This window comes from Fibrobacter sp. UWB10 (genome assembly GCF_900182935.1).
In the GTDB taxonomy this organism is placed as follows: Bacteria; Fibrobacterota; Fibrobacteria; order Fibrobacterales; family Fibrobacteraceae; genus Fibrobacter; species Fibrobacter succinogenes_O.
The window spans coordinates 951506-968181 of the sequence record NZ_FXUE01000002.1 but is presented as its reverse complement, the minus strand read 5'-3'; the positions used below and the strand labels follow the sequence as shown (position 1 = coordinate 968181).

The 16676-nt window shown below is 51.3% G+C and carries 17 protein-coding genes; 10 read left to right on the top strand and 7 right to left on the bottom strand.

Going from position 1 to position 16676, the window contains the following annotated elements; translation table 11 throughout:
• The first annotated feature begins 69 nt into the window (after positions 1-69).
• From thiS to QOL41_RS08615, 3 genes are read left to right on the top strand one after another with little or no spacing between them, the layout of a single operon-like run.
• A complete protein-coding gene (gene thiS, locus QOL41_RS08625) occupies positions 70-264 on the top strand; it encodes a sulfur carrier protein ThiS (protein WP_072978161.1) in 195 nt (64 codons plus the stop codon).
• Positions 264-902, top strand: coding sequence for a thiamine biosynthesis protein ThiF (gene thiF / locus QOL41_RS08620; RefSeq protein ID WP_283429431.1), 639 nt, complete (start codon positions 264-266; stop codon positions 900-902). The genes thiS and thiF overlap by 1 nt, the downstream gene beginning before the upstream one ends.
• Before the next feature lie 33 nt (positions 903-935).
• Positions 936-1703 (top strand): thiazole synthase, encoded by a 768-nt coding sequence (locus QOL41_RS08615; RefSeq protein WP_283429430.1) that lies wholly within the window; start codon positions 936-938, stop codon positions 1701-1703.
• 119 nt (positions 1704-1822) lie between these two features.
• Here QOL41_RS08615 and QOL41_RS08610 read toward each other — a convergent pair whose 3' ends face one another.
• Entirely contained in the window at positions 1823-4111 is a 2289-nt protein-coding gene (locus QOL41_RS08610) for a DUF748 domain-containing protein (RefSeq protein ID WP_283429429.1), read from the bottom strand.
• 81 nt (positions 4112-4192) lie between these two features.
• Here QOL41_RS08610 and QOL41_RS08605 point away from each other — a divergent pair, with 81 nt between their 5' ends.
• Genes QOL41_RS08605 through QOL41_RS08595 form a run of 3 tightly spaced genes read left to right on the top strand, consistent with a single transcriptional unit; the run spans position 4193 to position 6211 of the window.
• Positions 4193-5080, top strand: a complete 888-nt coding sequence (locus tag QOL41_RS08605) for a sugar phosphate nucleotidyltransferase (protein WP_283429428.1) — start codon at positions 4193-4195, stop codon at positions 5078-5080.
• Between the two features lie 3 nt (positions 5081-5083).
• Positions 5084-5869 carry an RNA methyltransferase gene (locus QOL41_RS08600; RefSeq protein ID WP_283429427.1) on the top strand — a complete coding sequence of 262 codons (786 nt, stop codon included), beginning with the start codon at positions 5084-5086 and terminating at the stop codon, positions 5867-5869.
• A 3-nt stretch (positions 5870-5872) separates the two neighbouring features.
• Positions 5873-6211: a hypothetical protein gene (locus QOL41_RS08595; RefSeq protein WP_283429426.1), complete on the top strand. Its 339-nt coding sequence runs from the start codon at positions 5873-5875 to the stop codon at positions 6209-6211.
• Here QOL41_RS08595 and QOL41_RS08590 read toward each other — a convergent pair.
• A complete protein-coding gene (locus tag QOL41_RS08590; RefSeq protein WP_283429425.1) occupies positions 6208-6747 on the bottom strand; it encodes a GNAT family N-acetyltransferase in 540 nt (179 codons plus the stop codon). The two genes, QOL41_RS08595 and QOL41_RS08590, sit on opposite strands and share 4 nt — an antisense overlap.
• A 32-nt stretch (positions 6748-6779) precedes the next feature.
• Here QOL41_RS08590 and QOL41_RS08585 point away from each other — a divergent pair, with 32 nt between their 5' ends.
• Positions 6780-7214 (top strand): dUTP diphosphatase, encoded by a 435-nt coding sequence (locus QOL41_RS08585; protein WP_283429424.1) that lies wholly within the window; start codon positions 6780-6782, stop codon positions 7212-7214.
• Positions 7215-7548: 334 nt separating this feature from the next.
• Here QOL41_RS08585 and QOL41_RS08580 read toward each other — a convergent pair whose 3' ends face one another.
• Complete coding sequence (locus QOL41_RS08580; RefSeq protein ID WP_283429423.1) at positions 7549-7851, bottom strand: type II toxin-antitoxin system RelB/DinJ family antitoxin; 303 nt, start codon at positions 7849-7851, stop codon at positions 7549-7551.
• A 239-nt stretch (positions 7852-8090) separates the two neighbouring features.
• On the opposite strand from QOL41_RS08580, the gene QOL41_RS08575 reads away from it, so the two are divergent.
• Together QOL41_RS08575 and QOL41_RS08570 are read left to right on the top strand one after the other, a co-directional pair.
• A complete protein-coding gene (locus QOL41_RS08575; RefSeq protein ID WP_283429422.1) occupies positions 8091-9158 on the top strand; it encodes an FISUMP domain-containing protein in 1068 nt (355 codons plus the stop codon).
• 240 nt (positions 9159-9398) lie between these two features.
• On the top strand, positions 9399-10382 hold the full coding sequence (locus tag QOL41_RS08570; protein ID WP_073423980.1) for a diaminopimelate dehydrogenase: 984 nt from the start codon (positions 9399-9401) through the stop codon (positions 10380-10382).
• A gap of 220 nt (positions 10383-10602) precedes the next feature.
• On the opposite strand, the gene QOL41_RS08565 is transcribed toward QOL41_RS08570, so the two are convergent.
• The 4 genes from QOL41_RS08565 to QOL41_RS08550 are packed head-to-tail and all read right to left on the bottom strand — an operon-like array spanning position 10603 to position 14653.
• Positions 10603-11229: an N-formylglutamate amidohydrolase gene (locus tag QOL41_RS08565; RefSeq protein WP_283429421.1), complete on the bottom strand. Its 627-nt coding sequence runs from the start codon at positions 11227-11229 to the stop codon at positions 10603-10605.
• Positions 11219-12445, bottom strand: a complete 1227-nt coding sequence (locus QOL41_RS08560; protein WP_283429420.1) for a glutamate-cysteine ligase family protein — start codon at positions 12443-12445, stop codon at positions 11219-11221. Before QOL41_RS08560 ends, QOL41_RS08565 begins: the two co-directional genes overlap by 11 nt.
• Positions 12445-13950: a RimK family ATP-grasp domain-containing protein gene (locus tag QOL41_RS08555; protein WP_283429419.1), complete on the bottom strand. Its 1506-nt coding sequence runs from the start codon at positions 13948-13950 to the stop codon at positions 12445-12447. Before QOL41_RS08555 ends, QOL41_RS08560 begins: the two co-directional genes overlap by 1 nt.
• 4 nt (positions 13951-13954) lie before the next feature.
• Positions 13955-14653 (bottom strand): C39 family peptidase, encoded by a 699-nt coding sequence (locus QOL41_RS08550; RefSeq protein ID WP_283429418.1) that lies wholly within the window; start codon positions 14651-14653, stop codon positions 13955-13957.
• Between the two features lie 194 nt (positions 14654-14847).
• Here QOL41_RS08550 and QOL41_RS08545 point away from each other — a divergent pair, with 194 nt between their 5' ends.
• Positions 14848-16659, top strand: coding sequence for a toxin-antitoxin system YwqK family antitoxin (locus tag QOL41_RS08545; protein WP_283429417.1), 1812 nt, complete (start codon positions 14848-14850; stop codon positions 16657-16659).
• Positions 16660-16676: the final 17 nt, after the last annotated feature.

The following is a 16676-nucleotide window of genomic DNA, read 5'->3' as shown; positions in this document are numbered from 1 at the left end:
TGTTTTGTACTTTAAATGTATTACAAAAGAATACGTTTGTGATTTTTATAAATTTCCTATATTTGCACTATGCTTACCATTAATGGACAGAGTGTCGATGCGGCGGGCAAGACCGTTGCTGAATACCTTGCTGAAGCAGGGTATAATACCGTGCGCATCGCTGTAGAACGGAACGAAGAAATTGTGCCCAAGGCGAAGTACGCTGAGACGGTGTTGGCCGACGGCGACGTAGTCGAGGTCGTGAATTTTGTAGGCGGCGGGTGATGGATTCTCGCGTGCCTTCGCAGAATGAGATGCATGCTGCGCTTGAAAAGCGGCAGGGTGCAGAAGCTGTGCGCAAATTGCAGGCGGCAACAGTTGCTGTTTGCGGTTTGGGTGGGCTCGGTTCGAATATTGCGATTTCTTTGGCGCGTGCCGGTGTCGGCAAACTGATTCTGATTGATTTTGATCGTGTCGATGTCACGAATTTGCATCGCCAGCAGTATAAGGCTTGCCAGGTTGGCATGCCGAAGCCCGAGGCGCTGCTTGCGAACTTGAAAGAGATTGCGCCGTATACGGAGTTTGAAATTCATTTTGAGAAAGTGAGCGCCGAGAATGCGGAGGCGTTGTTGGCCAAGGCCGACGTGATTTGCGAGGCCTTTGATAATGCCGAGGCGAAGGCGATGCTTGTGAATACGGTGCTTGAAAATATGCCCGAAAAGTTCCTGGTCGCGGCTTCTGGCATGGCGGGTTTCGACAGCGGAAATTCGATTACGACTCGCAAGGTGACCAAGCGCTTTTATGTTTGCGGTGATGGCAAAAGCGATGTGGCCGATGGAATCGGGCTCGTCGCGCCCCGCGTGATGCTTTGTGCCGCCCACCAGGCCTTGACTGCTATCCGCCTGATTCTCGGGCTGGAATAATGCTATATTTAGCCCTGCAAAAAAGAAGGCTTTATGGACGACAAACTTGTAATTGGTGGTCACGAATTCAATTCCCGCTTTATTTTAGGTTCCGGCAAATACTCCCTCAAGCTGATTGAGGCTGCTGTGCGCGATGCCGGGGCACAGATTGTGACCCTCGCGGTGCGCCGTGCGAACACCAAGGACCATGAAAATATTCTGGATTACATTCCGAAGGGTGTGACGCTGTTGCCGAATACGTCCGGCGCACGCAACGCCGCTGAAGCGGTGCGCGTCGCGCGTCTTTCTCGCGAACTCGGCTGCGGTGATTTCGTCAAGATCGAAATCATGCGCGACACGAAGTACCTTTTGCCCGACAACTACGAAACCATCAAGGCGACCGAAACCTTGGCGAAAGAAGGTTTCGTAGTAATGCCGTATATGTATCCGGATTTGAACGTGGCGCGCGACCTCGCTAACGCGGGTGCCGCAGCCGTGATGCCGCTGGCTGCTCCGATTGGTTCTAACAAGGGCCTTTCTACCCGCGAATTCATTCAGATTCTCATCGATGAAATCGACCTCCCGATTATTGTGGATGCGGGCATCGGTAAACCCTCTGAAGCTTGCGCTGCCATGGAAATGGGCGCAGCCGCCATTATGGCGAATACCGCTCTTGCAACCGCTGGCGATTTGCCCATGATGGCTCAGAGTTTCAAGCTCGCAATTGAAGCGGGTCGCAAGGCGTACCTCGCTGGCCTTGGCCGTGTGTTGACCCGCGGCGCTTCCGCTTCCGACCCGCTCACAGGATTCTTGAGAGACTAACCGGGGTTTTAGGGGCAGAGCCCTTAGGCGAAGGGGTAATGAAAAAAAGACGAGCTGTTTGCTCGTCTTTTTGCAATGAGGGGAAGACCTGCCCCTTACAGACCGTTCGGCTCTATCGTTTATTGCACGTCAACCTGAACCTTATACATGGCCTTGCGCTGGGTGAGTGCGCCGCGTGGGGCTGTTTTGACGGTCACGTTCTTGGGCGTTACGCCTGGCTGCTGTTGCAGCGTCTTGAGCAAGTCCTGATTGCGCTTTTCGGCCAGGTCGAGGATTTCCTTTTCGAGGGCCTTGCGGTCGAGATCCTTGGCGTGGGCTTCTGCGTAGGCGGCGTAGGCGCTGTCCTTGTCTTCGATGGCGAGGATTGCCTTTTCGTCGAGTTCGTTGAGCGCGGTCTTGTTCTGCGTTGCCTTGTAGAAGTCGGTCTTGAGCTTGTGCGTCTTGTAGGCGTCAACCGTCTTTTTCAGGTTGAAGTTTTGCACAAAGTTCATCTTGAGTTTCTTGTCGTTGGCGAGTGCTTCGACCATTTTCTGGGCTTTGGCGTACTGTTCGCTGGTGAAGGAACCTGCGAGCGGGTCGATATAGATTTCGTCGTTCTTGCCGAGGTCAATTCCGATGGCTCCTGCGCCTGTGGCGGCTACGTTACCCACGACTTTGAGCGGGGAGAGAGCCACCTTGATGAGCAGATTCATCACGGTCTGCCACACGATTTTCAGGTAAGAGAATTCAGGGTCTTGTACGTTGCCTTTCACAGGAACGTCGAACTGGATTTTGTCATCCTTGTCCTTGAGAATGTAGAGGCCGACCTTCATCGGAACCATGTATTCCGGGTCGGTTTTAGAATCCTTGTCGCCCACGTTGATGTTGTAGATGTCGATGGTGTTCTTACTTTCGATGTTCCAACCGCTCATCTTGTTTTCGCTGGCGAAGGCCATGGTGCCCGAGGTGATGGGGTAGCCGGTGTAGTGATGGCTATAAGGCGAGAAGTGTTTGAGTGCGAGGTTCTTGACGCTCACGTAGGCGTCCATGGTGCTGATGTCGGAAAGTGCGCCCTTGTACTTGAGCGAGAGCGTGCCGCCTTCGGGGAATGCGGCCGACACGTTGATGGCGCAGGGGGAGTTGAAGTTGATGTTGGATCCGTTTACGGTAATGCCGCTCACCTTGTAGTTGAACGCTTGCTTGGGCGTGTGGTCGGTGGCCGAAACGCTCGTGTTTGCTACCAAGAGCTTGTTGATTACGAACTTAAGCGGCATTGACTTTTCAGCCGGAGCTGGTGCTGCTTCTTCTTTTTCTGCGACAGGTTCTGCTGCTGCGGTAGAATCGGCGGCGACTTCCTTTTTGGCGTTTTTGTTCAGCGGTTCAAGCAAAACGTCGATGTTGGTGGTGCCGTTCTTGAACAGGTCAACATGTGCAGACACTCCGTTTACAATCACGGAATCCACACGGAAATCCATATCGTTCAGGTTGGCCTTGGCAATGCCTACGCCCACGTGCGCAACGCTAATGTCCTTGCCGCTGGTTTCGGTAAGTTTCAGGTGGTCGACAGACACGGTGCCGCTCACGTTAGAAGACAGAACGTGGTTCACATTGCCGTTCACGTTCAAGTTGACATTCAGGGATGCGTCGAAGTCCTTGTACTTGATAAAATCGTTCAGGTAGGGCTTGGCGATGGCGAGAGCCAGCTTGTTGAGCGTTACGTTCACGCCGAAGTCCTGGGTCTGCATATTGAACAGGACTTTAATGCCCAAATCACCGCCGTTTGCGAATTTGAGGTTCACGCCGATGTCGGTATCCTTGTTGCTAAAGTAGACAGCCGGAATGGCGACCGAGAAGTCCTGGATATGAATCTTAGAACCGATTTTCTGGTCTTCGTAAATGATGTTGCCCTTTTCGAGCGTGATGTTTTCGACCGCGACGCTAAAGCCGATCATTTCGTTCGGGTCAAGGTTCAGGGCCTGAGCGGTGTCGGCGGCGGTGGAGTCAACCTTGGGTTCTTCCTTTGCGGCCGTGGTGTCGGCTGTCGAGTCGGCGGCAAACTTGTCGAGAATGTCGCTAAAGTTGAACTGGTCTCCCTTCTGGGTGACGCGCGTGTACAGGCCCTTCAGGTAGATTTCGCTCACGCTGATTTCTTTGGCGATGAGTCGCGTGGGGTTAACGTTAATGCGGAATTTTTCAAAGGCCACAAAGGGGGTGGTTCCATCGGGTTCGTAAATCGCGAAGTCGTCGACGGTGACGGTGAACGTGAACGGGCTGAAGTCCACGTTTTCGATTTTCATTTTGCGACCGATGATTTCTTCGGAGTGGGCGACCACGTAGTTCTTGGCGATGCTGGGGCCGATTTTGAGGGCGACAATGACGATTACAATCAATGCCGCGAGAACGATAAGGGCAATGTAACGTTTCTTCATGGTGCCCTAAAAATAGAATTCTTACTTTGCAGATGTTTGTTAAATTTTTTTAGAACGCCTTTTTCTATCTTTATACATATAATGGAAAAATTCCCCGTGAATAACGATTCCTTGAACGTTTTAATTTTGGCGGCGGGCCTTGGAACCCGCCTGCGCCCGCTCACTAATGACGTGCCGAAGCCCCTTGTTCCTGTGGTTGACGCCTCGATTTTGGACTTGCAGGCTCGTAAGGCGCGCGCCATCGGAAGTGTTCGTTTGCATGCAAATGCTCATTATCTGGCTGAACAGGTGGTGTCGGCGGGTGGAACTTTAGGTTTCGAAAAAGTTTGGGTGGAGTTGCCCGATATCCTCGGGACTGCCGGCCCGCTCAAGCGCATTTACAATGAAGGCTATCGTGGAGGCCTTCTGATTATGAATGGCGATGCTTATTGCAATTTTGACTTGAAGGCCTTTGTCGAAAATGCGCTGGCGTTGGCTGCTCAGCCGGACGGTCCGCAGGTGGCTTTGCTCGCGGTTGATTTTCCGAAGGTGAACACATTCCGCGTGGGAGCGGACGGTCGCTTGGCCGGCGTGGTTGGCCGCTTTGGTAGCGAAGAAGGTTTGCCTGCGACGTTCTCGGGCGTTTCGTGGTACAGCGATGTCGCTCTTTCGCGTATTCGCGATGGAGAATTTGATATCCGTGAATTCTGGAAGCAAGAGATTGCGGCGGGTCGCGCTCCGTTCGTGGACATGACGCAACTGCATGCGACTTGGATTGATATGGGCTCGCCCGAAGGCTTGATGTCGGCGGTGGAGGCTCGCTTGAAGGAGCTTGGCCGCGACGTGAACGAAGCTGTCGTTGAAGCCGGCGTTCAAGTGCCTGCTGGTGTGACTATCAAGCATTCTGTGATTTATGCCGGTGCTGAAATTCAAGCCGGCGAAACAATTGAAAATGAAATCCGCGGTAAGGGATTTATTTGGAAGGTTTAAATTATGCGCAAGTTTAGAGTTGTCCTAGTCGAACCGGAACATCCGCACAATGTGGGCTTTGTGGCCCGCGCCATGCACTGCTACGCCCTCGATGAACTTTATATTGTTTACCCGAGACGCGACAAGGTCATTGAAAATTCTTACCATACGGCACCGAACAGTCACGAAGTCTTGGACAAGGCAACTATCGTGCATAAGTTCGAAGATGCCATTGGTGATTGCGCTTGCGCAGTTGCGTTTAGCCGCCGTATTTACGGTTCTGCCATCAAGCATACGATGATGCCTGGGCTTTCGGAATTGTTGCCCGAAAACGGAACGATTGCGCTGGTGTTCGGTCGCGAATCTTGCGGTCTTGAAACCGAAGAAGTGAACGCTTGCACTTACCAGTGTGAAATCCCGGTGCCGGGACTCATGAGTCTGAACTTGGCGCAGGCGGTGACGGTGGGCCTTTATGAACTTTGCCGCAGCGGTGCGCTTGCCAACGGCGAAGGCCGCGCGAAGCGTGGAAGCAAGGGTGCTTGCGAAACGGCTCCGGCGACCATCGATCAGATTGATAGCTTCAAGAAGTTCTTGGACCGCTATCTGACCGGCCAGTATCACGACCAATCTTGGCGCGACAACTTCCTCAATACGCTCTTGCAGCGTTTGCACCCGACCCGCAATGAACTTTCTGCGTTGTTTGGTCTCATCCGCAATCTCGCGAAAAAGCCCGCTCGCCTTGAACAAGCTGCCGACAAGGCCGCTGCCAAGGCTGCTAAGGCTGCCGAAGCCACTGAAAGCGAATCCTAGCCTATGGAAATCGAATACAACATCGCTGGAAGAATCTTGAAGGATGGCGAAACCCGCGCCATCTCGCTTACCGAAATTCTTTCGTCGGCTGGTGTTGTGAGCGCCGCAGACCTTTCCCAAGAAACCCTTGCGGCTTACTGCAAGTCGGTTTCCGCACAAAATGCCTGCAAAGTCTACGTGTGGAATGACCGCGAAGAATACGGCAATGCAAATGTGTTCAACGGCGGCTCCGATTACGAGGTCGTGAACGAAGTATGCTTCTTATGCGTTTACGACTGCGGAAAAGAAATGGTCTGTGAAACCACGAACCACTGGAACGAAAAAATCGATGAAGTTATTTAGCGATTTTCGAATTCTTCTTTCGTAATGCAACTGACATGCCCCGTGCGGTGCTCGCTCATCAAGGGGAGATAAAGGTCCTTGGTGGTCCACTGGTACTTGAATCCACATTTCTCTTGAACTCGACGAGATTTTTCATTGCCGTCGTAGTATCCGCACCAGACTTTTCGCATACCAAGATCTTGGAAGGCGTGGCGTATTAATTCTTTTGCGGCTTCGGGAATGAGCCCTTGCCCCCAAAAGGGTTTGCCTATCCAGTAGCCGAGCTCGCATTCGTCATCGCGCTCGGTCAAATCGGTGTTGCCGTTGAGCTTCAGCTCGATGGCTCCGATGGGCTTGTTGTCTTGTTTTAAGCATACGGCGTAGGCTTCGGCTCCGCAAAAAACGTACCTGATAACGCCAAGACTTTCTTTTACGTTTTTGTGAGCGGGCCAGCCTGCAATGGGGCCCACATCAGGGTCGCTGGCGTACTTGTAAAGATCTTCAGCATCGCTATCTTGCCAACGGCGAAGAATCAAACGTTCTGTTTCTAGGGACATATTCCAAATATAGACTTTTATATATTTGCACCATGACCACGAAGACGATTAAAATTCAGTACCTCGACGATTCTATCCCGAAACTCACTAACATCGGCGGCAAATCCGACTGGATTGACCTTGCCGCGGCAGAGACTGTGACGCTCAAGGCAGGCGAGTTCAAACTCATTCACTTGGGGGTCGCGATGAAGTTGCCTGAGGGTTACGAGGCGCATATCGCCCCGCGCAGTTCCACCTTCAAAAATTTTGGAATTTTACAAGCAAATTCTGTGGGCGTGGTCGATTCTAGCTATTGTGGCGCGAACGATTGGTGGAAAATGCCCGTGTACGCCACCCGCGACGTGACCATTGAGAAGGGGAGCCGCATCGCGCAGTTCCGCATCATGGAAATTCAGCCGACGCTTACCTTCGAGGAAGGCCCGCTTGAAGGCGCCGACCGCGGCGGGTTTGGCAGCACGGGAATCTAAAAGGATTGCGTCTAGCCCTTGTATTTCTGAAGAGCCCTGATGAATTCAGGGGCGAAATCGACGCCGTTCGACCATGTGATGCCCCATAATCGCCAATATATTTTGCGTCAATCACGTGAAGCATTCTCTTGTATTCTCCGGTGTTTGAAATATATGTAGTGTTGAAGGCTATTTTGTTTCCTGTCTGCAATAAAAGACGCGCAATATAACGACGATTCCTGAATTTTTCCCATTAGATTCTTTGCCGCGATAGGCGAACAAAGTGCTACGCTGATATAGTCAAAGATTTGATCGATATCATCCTGTGCTGCGGAAGAAAAATGGACTTCGAAATTCATACCTTGTGTTTTTTCTTGACATCGGAAAGGACCATCGCGGCTGGGCGGGTGCGACCTTTCAGCATGTCATTGTAGCCTTTCTCGAGTTCCGCATCGAGGCGCTCTTTAGACCATTTGGCGGAGTTTTCGGGAGCCTTGGGTATTTTCACGTCAAAGGGAATACCCTGTTGCAGAATAATCTGTTTATAGAACATGTTGATGGCGCTGGAAACGGATATGCCGAGGGTTTCCAGGACGTTTTCGGCTTGTTCCTTGACGTCGGGCTCTATGCGAGCGTATAAATTTGCAGTCTTGTTCATGTCACTTAATATACATTTTTGTGCGTACAAAAGCAATACATTTTGAAAACTTCTTGAAATTCACCAAAACGCATATGAGCCTTGAAGTAAAAAGCTGGGTTTGTGGTTTAGTGTCTGCTGATAAATATAAATTTATTGTCATGTCATATTATGACAAAATTGGGCCTATACGGAGTGTTTGGTCACGGGGTGTTTGTTTTGGGGCGGGGTTTAGGTTATATTTAGGGGTGAGGTATTTTATGCTGAAGAAGTTTGTTCTGGGGGGAATGCTTGTGGTGGCGGCGTTGCTTGGCAATGCTTGCGGCGATGACGACAGCAGTTTCGCCCCGCATGACGAGGATTCTTCTTCGTCCATTTGCGAAGACTGCGACGATGCCAGCAGCAGTTCTGCGAAGTCAAGCAGTTCCGTGCGGTCGTCATCCAGCGTCACACCGAAATCGAGCAGCAGTTCCAAGGTCCCTGAGCCTGTCGAAGGGCCCAGTAGCAGTTCCGTGAAATCAAGCAGTAGCGTGGCATCGAGCAGTTCAGCAAAGTCCAGTAGCAGCTCGGCGAAGTCTTCTTCGTCGGTGTCTAGCAGTTCCGCAAAATCGAGCAGCAGCGAATACGTACCGTTCGACCACTCGCAAACGTTGGCCGGTGCTTACAAGGTCGGCGAAAATGCATACAAGCAGTTTACGGACACGCGCAATGGCCGTAGCTACTATTACATTACAATCACGTCGGATTACAGCGGGAAATCTGTCACTGTCATGGCCGAAAACCTGAACATTGGCAAAATGGTTCCAGGAGCCGATGATCAGAACAATGACAACGAAATAGAACGTTACTGTTACAATAACGATACCACCAAGTGCGACGAGTTTGGCGGTCTTTACCAGTGGGCCGAGATGATGCAGTTGCCGAGCCGTTGCAACACGGAAAGCTGCTCCGATCTTATTCAGGAAAATCACCAAGGGATTTGTCCCGATGGCTGGCGATTGTTCACATACGATGATTATGAAATTGTCCGAGGTTATAAGGATGAAAACGGTGACGGAATCAAAGGCCTGCGCTCGACATACGGTTTTAGCGGGACGAATGCGAGCGGATTTTCGCTTACAGGTGCTGGTATTAGAAGCGATAATGGAACATTTAATGGTTTAAAAGAAAAAATCTTTATTTTTCGTCCAATCGAATATCAAGCCGATGCTGCAAAACAAGCTCATCATATGAGAATATCGGCGGCACTTGATAGTGGACCTTCGGAAAATGCTAGAGAATTGAAGACAAAAGGTTTCTCCGTCCGCTGTGTGATGGTCGAAAAATAACCACAACGAAGACTTTCTTCATCATCAATCATCCATTACACATCACTTTTAAAAGCCGGGGCGTTGCGGGGCGGCGAGCGCCCGCTCGAGAGGGTAGGTGGCAACGCAGTGCCGCCGAGGGGGAGGCTTCCCCCTACCAATTTGATATGAATTTCTCTCGCATCCCTAACCACTAACCACTGTTTACTGACCACTTTTCCTATATTTTCACTCGCAAAAATTTTTAACAAGGACCTTATTATGGCAAAGATCGCTATTCTCGGTTACGGTAACCTCGGTCGCGGCGTGGAATGCGCTGTGAAGCAGGCTCCCGATATGGAACTCGTCGCTGTTTTCACTCGTCGTGACCCCTCTACGGTCAAGATTCAGACGGCTGGCGTTCCGGTTTTGAACGTTTCTGAAATGGAAGCTTGGAAGGACAAGGTAGACGTGCTCATCATTTGCGGTGGCTCTGCTACGGACCTGCCGGTGCTCACCCCGAAGTACGCATCCATGTTCAACGTGATTGACTCCTTCGACACGCACGCCAAGATTCCGCAGCACTTCGCTGCCGTTGACGCCGCTGCCAAGGGCGCAAACAAGATCGCCATGATCTCTGTCGGTTGGGACCCGGGTATGTTCAGCCTGAACCGCGTGTACGCTCAGTCCATTCTTCCGGAAGGCAAGGACTACACGTTCTGGGGCAAGGGTGTTTCTCAGGGCCACAGCGACGCTGTCCGCCGTATCAAGGGCGTGAAGAACGCTAAGCAGTACACCTGCCCGGTGGAATCTGCTCTCGAAGCCGTGCGTAGCGGTTCCATGCCGGAACTCACCACTCGCCAGAAGCACACCCGTCTCGTTTACGTGGTTGCCGAAGAAGGTGCCGACAAGGCTTACATCGAAAACGCCATCAAGACGATGCCGAACTACTTCGATGAATACGACACTACCGTTAACTTCATCAGCGAAGAAGAATTCAACAAGAATCACAGCGGCCTCGCTCACGGTGGTTTCGTGATTCGTACCGGCAAGACTGGTATGAACAAGGAACACACTCACGTGATCGAATACAGCCTCAAGCTCGATTCTAACCCGGAATTCACGACGAGCGTTCTCGTGGCTTACGCCCGCGCCGCTCTCCGTATGAAGGCTAACGGACAGACCGGTTGCAAGACCGTTCTCGACGTGCCGCCTGCATACCTCAGCACCTTGAGCGACGAAGACCTCCGCGCTCACTGCTTATAAGACCGCTCGCGCCCAGTCGTACTAAGTACGTACCCGAAGCGCTCGCTCTCGCCTTCGACGACTCGTTGATACGAGTCGCCTACGGCTCACGGTAATGACACGATGAGTCATCCTGAGCGGAGGCGCGAAGCGCCGAAGTCGAAGGATCTAAAAGAAATTGCCTCGGGTGAATCCCGAGGCTTTTTCGTTGTGAGTCATGCCCGATTTAGTCGGGCATCTCCTATAAAAAGAATTTCTGGTTGATTTCAATTTCTAGGCCTGCATATCGCGGACCTAATTTTTTGCGTAGGGTAGTGGTGAGTCCGTCCGAAGTGCCTTTGTACGGGTAGTTGAATCGGACTTTCATTTCGGGGTGCAAGCGCTTGATTTCGGCCTTGATGACTTGGGCAAGTTCGCATTCTTTAGGGCGGCTCGGGTCGTAGAGAATTCCGATGTCGGTGTTGCGGACTTTTCCGTTCAATTCGGGCGTAAAGCTGTGAATGCCCAGATGAATGATTTCTTTCTTGGCGTTTGCTTTCACGAATTTTTCAATGGCGGCGCGGTATTCGTTCCAGTAGGCGGTGGCTTGCGCTTTCGCGTTTTTGTTGTTGCGCAAGAAATCGCTAAAGGCACTCTTGTTGGTGATGGTGCGATTCAGGTCCACGAACAGGCGCGAAAATTTGCCTTCGCTGTAGAATTCCGGCTTTGCGAATTTCACCAGTTTGCGGAATACGGCGAGCGCCCCGATGTCGTAGGCGCAGTGAGTCTTTAGGACCTCGGCGGGAACGGCGCTCTTGAACGCTGCGGGTAATTTGTTGCTCGCATGCTCGCAAGTAAGCATCAGAACGGAATCATTTTTAGGCTTCATACAGTCGGTTTTCCGCGAGGCAGTGGGCGAGTTTTCCGTATTCGTACACGAAGTCGTCGTGGTCAGGGTTTGCGCCCACGTTCTTGACGAGCGTGCTGGCGAGCGTACCGCGCTTGAACATCTTCTGTAGAAGTTCCTGCGAGTGGCTACTGATTTTATTCTTGACCTTCTCGGTGATTTTTAAAACCAGTTCTTTAGCTGTGATTTCGCTGGCATCAATTCCCCAAATTTTCAGATAATTGCAGTCGCTAATCACCGTCTTCTCGGCAGCATGAGTCGTGTCCAGCAGAATCTTGGCGAGTGCGTCGGTGTCGAGGGCGCGAATTTCTTTTTCGCTTGCGAAAGCGCCTTCTGCAAGGCCCTTGAGTACGGCGACTTCCCATTCGGCAATCGCAATGTCTGCATCCGGGCATTCCTGAATGTCAACCAGGCGGATTTCAACGGCGCCGCGGTCAAAGCGGGCTATTGCACCGCGGCTATTCAAGAAGAAATGATTCAGCAAATGTTCCGGATCGTAAGGCGCAATGTCTGCCTTCACACGATTGAAAATCTGCTCCTCGTAATCCTTGTAAGTAAAGACTGCTTCGGGAATCACCTTGCCGGTAATGCTCGGAATTTTCTCTTGGTTGTGGCGGTAAGTTTCGATTCGTCCATCCAAGAATCCGCAGTATTTGCTGTCCAAAAACGGACTAGATGCTGCTACGGCGGGAATCAGTGGCAGCAATGCGCGAATGGCTGCGTGCAACTTTCCGAATTCTTCGTCGCCGTTAAAAGAAAGGTTGATATGCGTGGATTGCAGGTTCGCCCAACCATGACCCTTGCAATTAAAGATGCGGTCGTAGGCCTGGTAAATATCCAAGCAATCGTAGGGCCAGAGCTGCATTACGGCGGGGTCCATAAAGGGGTGTGCTGCCGTCGGCAAGAGCATGGCGTTAATGCTCTTGAGCGATTCGTTCGCCTTCAAAATTTCATGATGGAACGTCTTGCCCAAATGCTTCAGACTATCGACTGGCTCTGCACACTTGAATTCCAGCACATGGCTCACCAGTTCGTTGGAAAGTCCGATGGGTCCGTGTTCTACATCCGAAAGCTGTTCGCCATTCTTGTCTTTTCCAAGCGGAACATCAGCGCGGGGGAGTACATCAAGAGTATCACGATCCACGATCATGTACTCCATTTCAATTCCATAACGTTGCCAAAGTTTGTAGTTGGACATTAGAACCATTCCCTTTCGTGCTGTTGCAATTTATGTTGTGCGGCGTTCATGCGGTCTTCGATGCGGTGGCGCAGCGATCTCATGATGGCGAGGTATACTTTGCTCTTGCCCACGCCATCTTCAATGCCCGCGTCAATACTCGGGTTGTCGTTCACTTCGATGACAATCGGGTGGCCGTGCCATTCCTTCAAATCCACACCGTAAAGTCCGTTACCGATTAAGCTGCAAATGCGGAGAGCTGTTTTCACGATTCCGTGCGGAACCATTTCAATCGGCACGCTTTCGCACTTGCCCGAAAATTCTTCGCTTTGCTTGTCGTTGCTTTCCCAGTTGTAAATCTGCCAGTGGCCTTTGGCCATGTGATATTTGCAGGCGTAGAGCGGCTTGCCGTCGAGCACGCCCACGCGCCAGTCGAATTCCGTCGGCGTAAATTCCTGTGCAATCAGCAAGTCGCTGTGCTGGAACATTTCGTCGAGAATCTGTTCAAGTTCTTCTTTGTTGGTTGCCTTTTTTACGCCCATGGAGAAACTCGAATCCGGCGACTTGATCACCATGGGGAATCCGATTTCCTTCGCGAGCGTGTGGCGGTTTTCGGCGTGGGCGATAATGGTCTTCGGCGAATGAATCTTGGCGGCCTGCATCAGTTCCTGCAGGTACACCTTATTGGAGCAACGCAGAATGCTGTCCGGGTCGTCAATCACCGCAATGCCTTGCGACTGCGCACGGCGCGCGAAACTGTAAGTGTAGTGGTTTACGTTCGTGGTTTCGCGGATAAAGATGGCGTCAAATTCGCCTACGCGCGGGTAATCCTTCTTGGTAATCATTTCCACGCGGAAACCCGTTTCTTCGGCGGCCTTGATAAAGTTCTGAATAGCCTGCGCATTGCTCGGCGGCTCCACTTCGTCGGGGTTCGTGAGAATGCCTAAGTCGTACAGGTAATCTTCTTCCTTGCTCGATGCATAGCGCGTCTTTTCGAAGTATTCCTGCGCAAACTTATCGACGAATTCCATGTGAGATTCGGGAATTTCATCCACGCAAATCGGGCGAATGCTTTGGATAAACCACTTCTGCTTGAATACGAATTTCGCACGCAGTAGCGGGGCTTGGAACAAGCGGTAAAGTTCCTGCGAAAGCTCCAAGTATTGCGGGCTCACGTTTTGACCGAAGTAAATTGAAAGTACGAATTCGGTGCCGGTGAGCTTGTGCAGACTCTTTTGAATCAGGTTGTCAATTTCGTCGGAAATATGCTTGATGACTGCCGGAGCCTTGAAGTCCCGCATGTTCTTGACGCCCGGAATCACCTTGTGTCCGCGGGCTTCAGCCAAGAGCGATACGTAGTAGCCTTTGCTCTGGTAGTTGTAATCGCGGCAAAGGTTGAATACGCGCAGGTTGCGTTCGTTAGTGTATTTGCTCGAAATCAGGTAGTCCTGTGCCGAAATGATATCGATGCCCGGAACGTGTAACTTCCAGTGCTTGGGATTGTTTACAACGATTAATTTTTTCATGATCCTATTTCTTATTCTCTATAACAAGCACGTTGCCGTCGTACGTCATGACGCCAAGCAAAATGCTGTGGAGAAGTCGGAACTTATCCACCTTGTAATAAGGGGTCTTGTGGAGGGGGTTGGTGCCGTCGGGGTCGGCCACCATGAATTGATTCTTGTCGTCTATACCGTACACCACAACAAAGTGCCCCATGGGTTCGCCGTGGATGTCGTCAAAGACGGACTTGTCATCAGCTCCGGTGAATTCGCGCATGCTGCGGTACAGGTAGGTAGCCGAAAGTCCGCACAGAACGGGCACGCCTTTCTTGAAATATTTTTCAAACATGGCGGCGCGGAGGTCGGAGAAAGCCACGGTCCCGCCCAAATCGATAAAGCGGATGTAGGCTTCGATTGCCTTACGGAGCTTGGGAGCGTGTTTTGCTTTGTGCAAAAGTTCCAGTTTTGCCTTCAGTTCCGGCATACTGAGCTCGCTCCAAGTGGGGTCCAAAAGCGTCAGGTTGTACGAATGAATAGTCGCCTTGAATCCACGCTTTAGGGCGTCGATTCCTAAGAACACGCCGAGGGTGCCGCCGTCTTCCAAAAATTCAATTTCAGAAATAAGTTGCTTTAGAGAAATCTTGTAGCCAAGGTGGTTGTACACCGCCTGTAGGCTGGTCGGCCCGCAAGTAACGTCGTCGGGCTGCTGTAGAATCTTAATATCCATCGTTATGCCTGTTTGCCTTTTAAGCCGGAGGTTTATCCGTTCTCGTCTGGCGGCTGTCGGAATGTTTTTCCGGGTCGTCGATGGGGTGCTGTAAAGATACCAAAATCTGTAAAAATGAGCAAGGGGGGCGAAAATGGGTTTGTAAATGAAATTTACAAGACAAATTGGCCGTATATATATAGATTTGCCTTTGTATGAAATCGATTTCTTTGAAGATTGCCTCGGTACTGGCCTTGACTGTGTCTATGGCTTTTGCTGATGATTTTGAAGATGCTCTTGCCGCAATCGATTCTGCCGATGCGGCTAACATGCCTGGCATGTATGATGTTAACCATTTTGAATACTTGGACTGCTGGGTGGAGTCTGCCGCAGATATTGTCCCGCGCGAACGTAACCGCATTGGTGCCATTCGCGATGAGGCCAAGGTATGTGGCTGCTATACGATTCGCGAAAAGGGTGGCTTTGGTTGGCGAGCAAATGACGAAGGCAAGAAGATTGTCAAAGTCTGGGACATTCCTAAGCCGCGTATCTTGACCTGCCCCAAGGGTATGAGCTGTACCGAAGAATTCTTCTTTGAACAGTGCGTGGACCACATCAAGCAGTCCGTGCCCATGCTTTCGGATTATGCGAAGGGAGCTCCGCTTGAAGGTGCAATTGCTCTCACGTTCGAAGACAATACGAAGACTCCGTTCGGTGAATACTATGAATCGCACAGGGCTGCCGCAGATTCGATCAACTGCTTCATTAACGTGCATAACAGGCCCGACGCCTCTTTTGATTCCGATAACCGCAACCCGTTCTTGTTCCACCTTTCTGGCATGCCTCGTAAGTTGATTCCGCCTGCAGCGGGTCGCTTTACTGACTACAGTGATGTGCGTTGCCTTGACCGTGGTATTTTGACTGGCTTTGCGAATAACGGCTATGTTGAAAACGTGCGCCATATCGATGCAAACGGCCTTATCTACGGCGAAGAAATCGGCTACATGAACGATCCGACTTACCCGAAAAAGCAGGGCCCTGAATGGGGTGGAATTCTTTGGAAGTCCAATTACAAAATGGGTATGCGCGAAGGTATTTCGACTTTCTATCGTTCGAGTGTTCTTGACCAGAAGGTCTATGGCAATGTGGGCGACAAGTCTTACTACTTCCAGTTCTTGGAAGTTCCCTATACGCAGGGCTACGTGAACGGAACGGCTCGCATGTTCTCGGACAAGGGTTTCGTAATGGCCGAAATCCCGTACAAGCGTAATGCTTTGCATGGCCGTATGACGGTGTTCAATCCGTTCAAGAAAAAGCCGGTGGCTTTGACCTTTAATGCGAACAGCCTCGAAGGCTTCGTTGACTTTGGTGAATTCGGTGGCGTGTTCCATAAGGGCCTTCCGAACGGCGTTGTGACATTCTGGACGGTCAAGGATACTTGCTATGAATGGATGCCCGGTGAATCGGTTTGCTATAGCGATCGCGTGACCAAGAAGCAGTGGGGCACCTACAAGATGGGTGAGTTCCAGGGCGTTATGGAATGTGCCGACGGCACCAAGGGTGGCAAGGATTTGATTTGCCCGGATTTGGATTCTGCCGCCGTCAAGAAGCTTGCTTTGAATGCCGATATCGCGGTTAAGGAAAAGGAACGCGCCAAGGCCGCCGAGGCCATGAAAGATGCAGAAGAAGACTTGGCGAGGGCTGATTCCGCTGTAGCGGTTAAGGCTGCAGCAGATTCTGCCGCAAAGGCAAAAGATTCAACTGCGACTGCTTCTGCCGCTCCGGCTCAGACAGACGACGAAATTACTCGGGCTATCGAACGCGGTAAGAAGGCTCTCGCCGCCAAGATTGAGGCCCAGAAGGCCCTTGCTGAAGCAGAAAAGGCTCTTGCCGAAGCTAAGAAGGCTGAACGTGAAGCCGTGAAGGCCGAACAGGCTGCTTTGAGGGCAGAACGTCAAGCTAAAAAAGCTGAGAAGCGTCGCCAGGCTCAAGAGAAAAAGGCCAAGAAAAACAAGAAAAAGAAATAGAGTTTAGAACTCAGAAC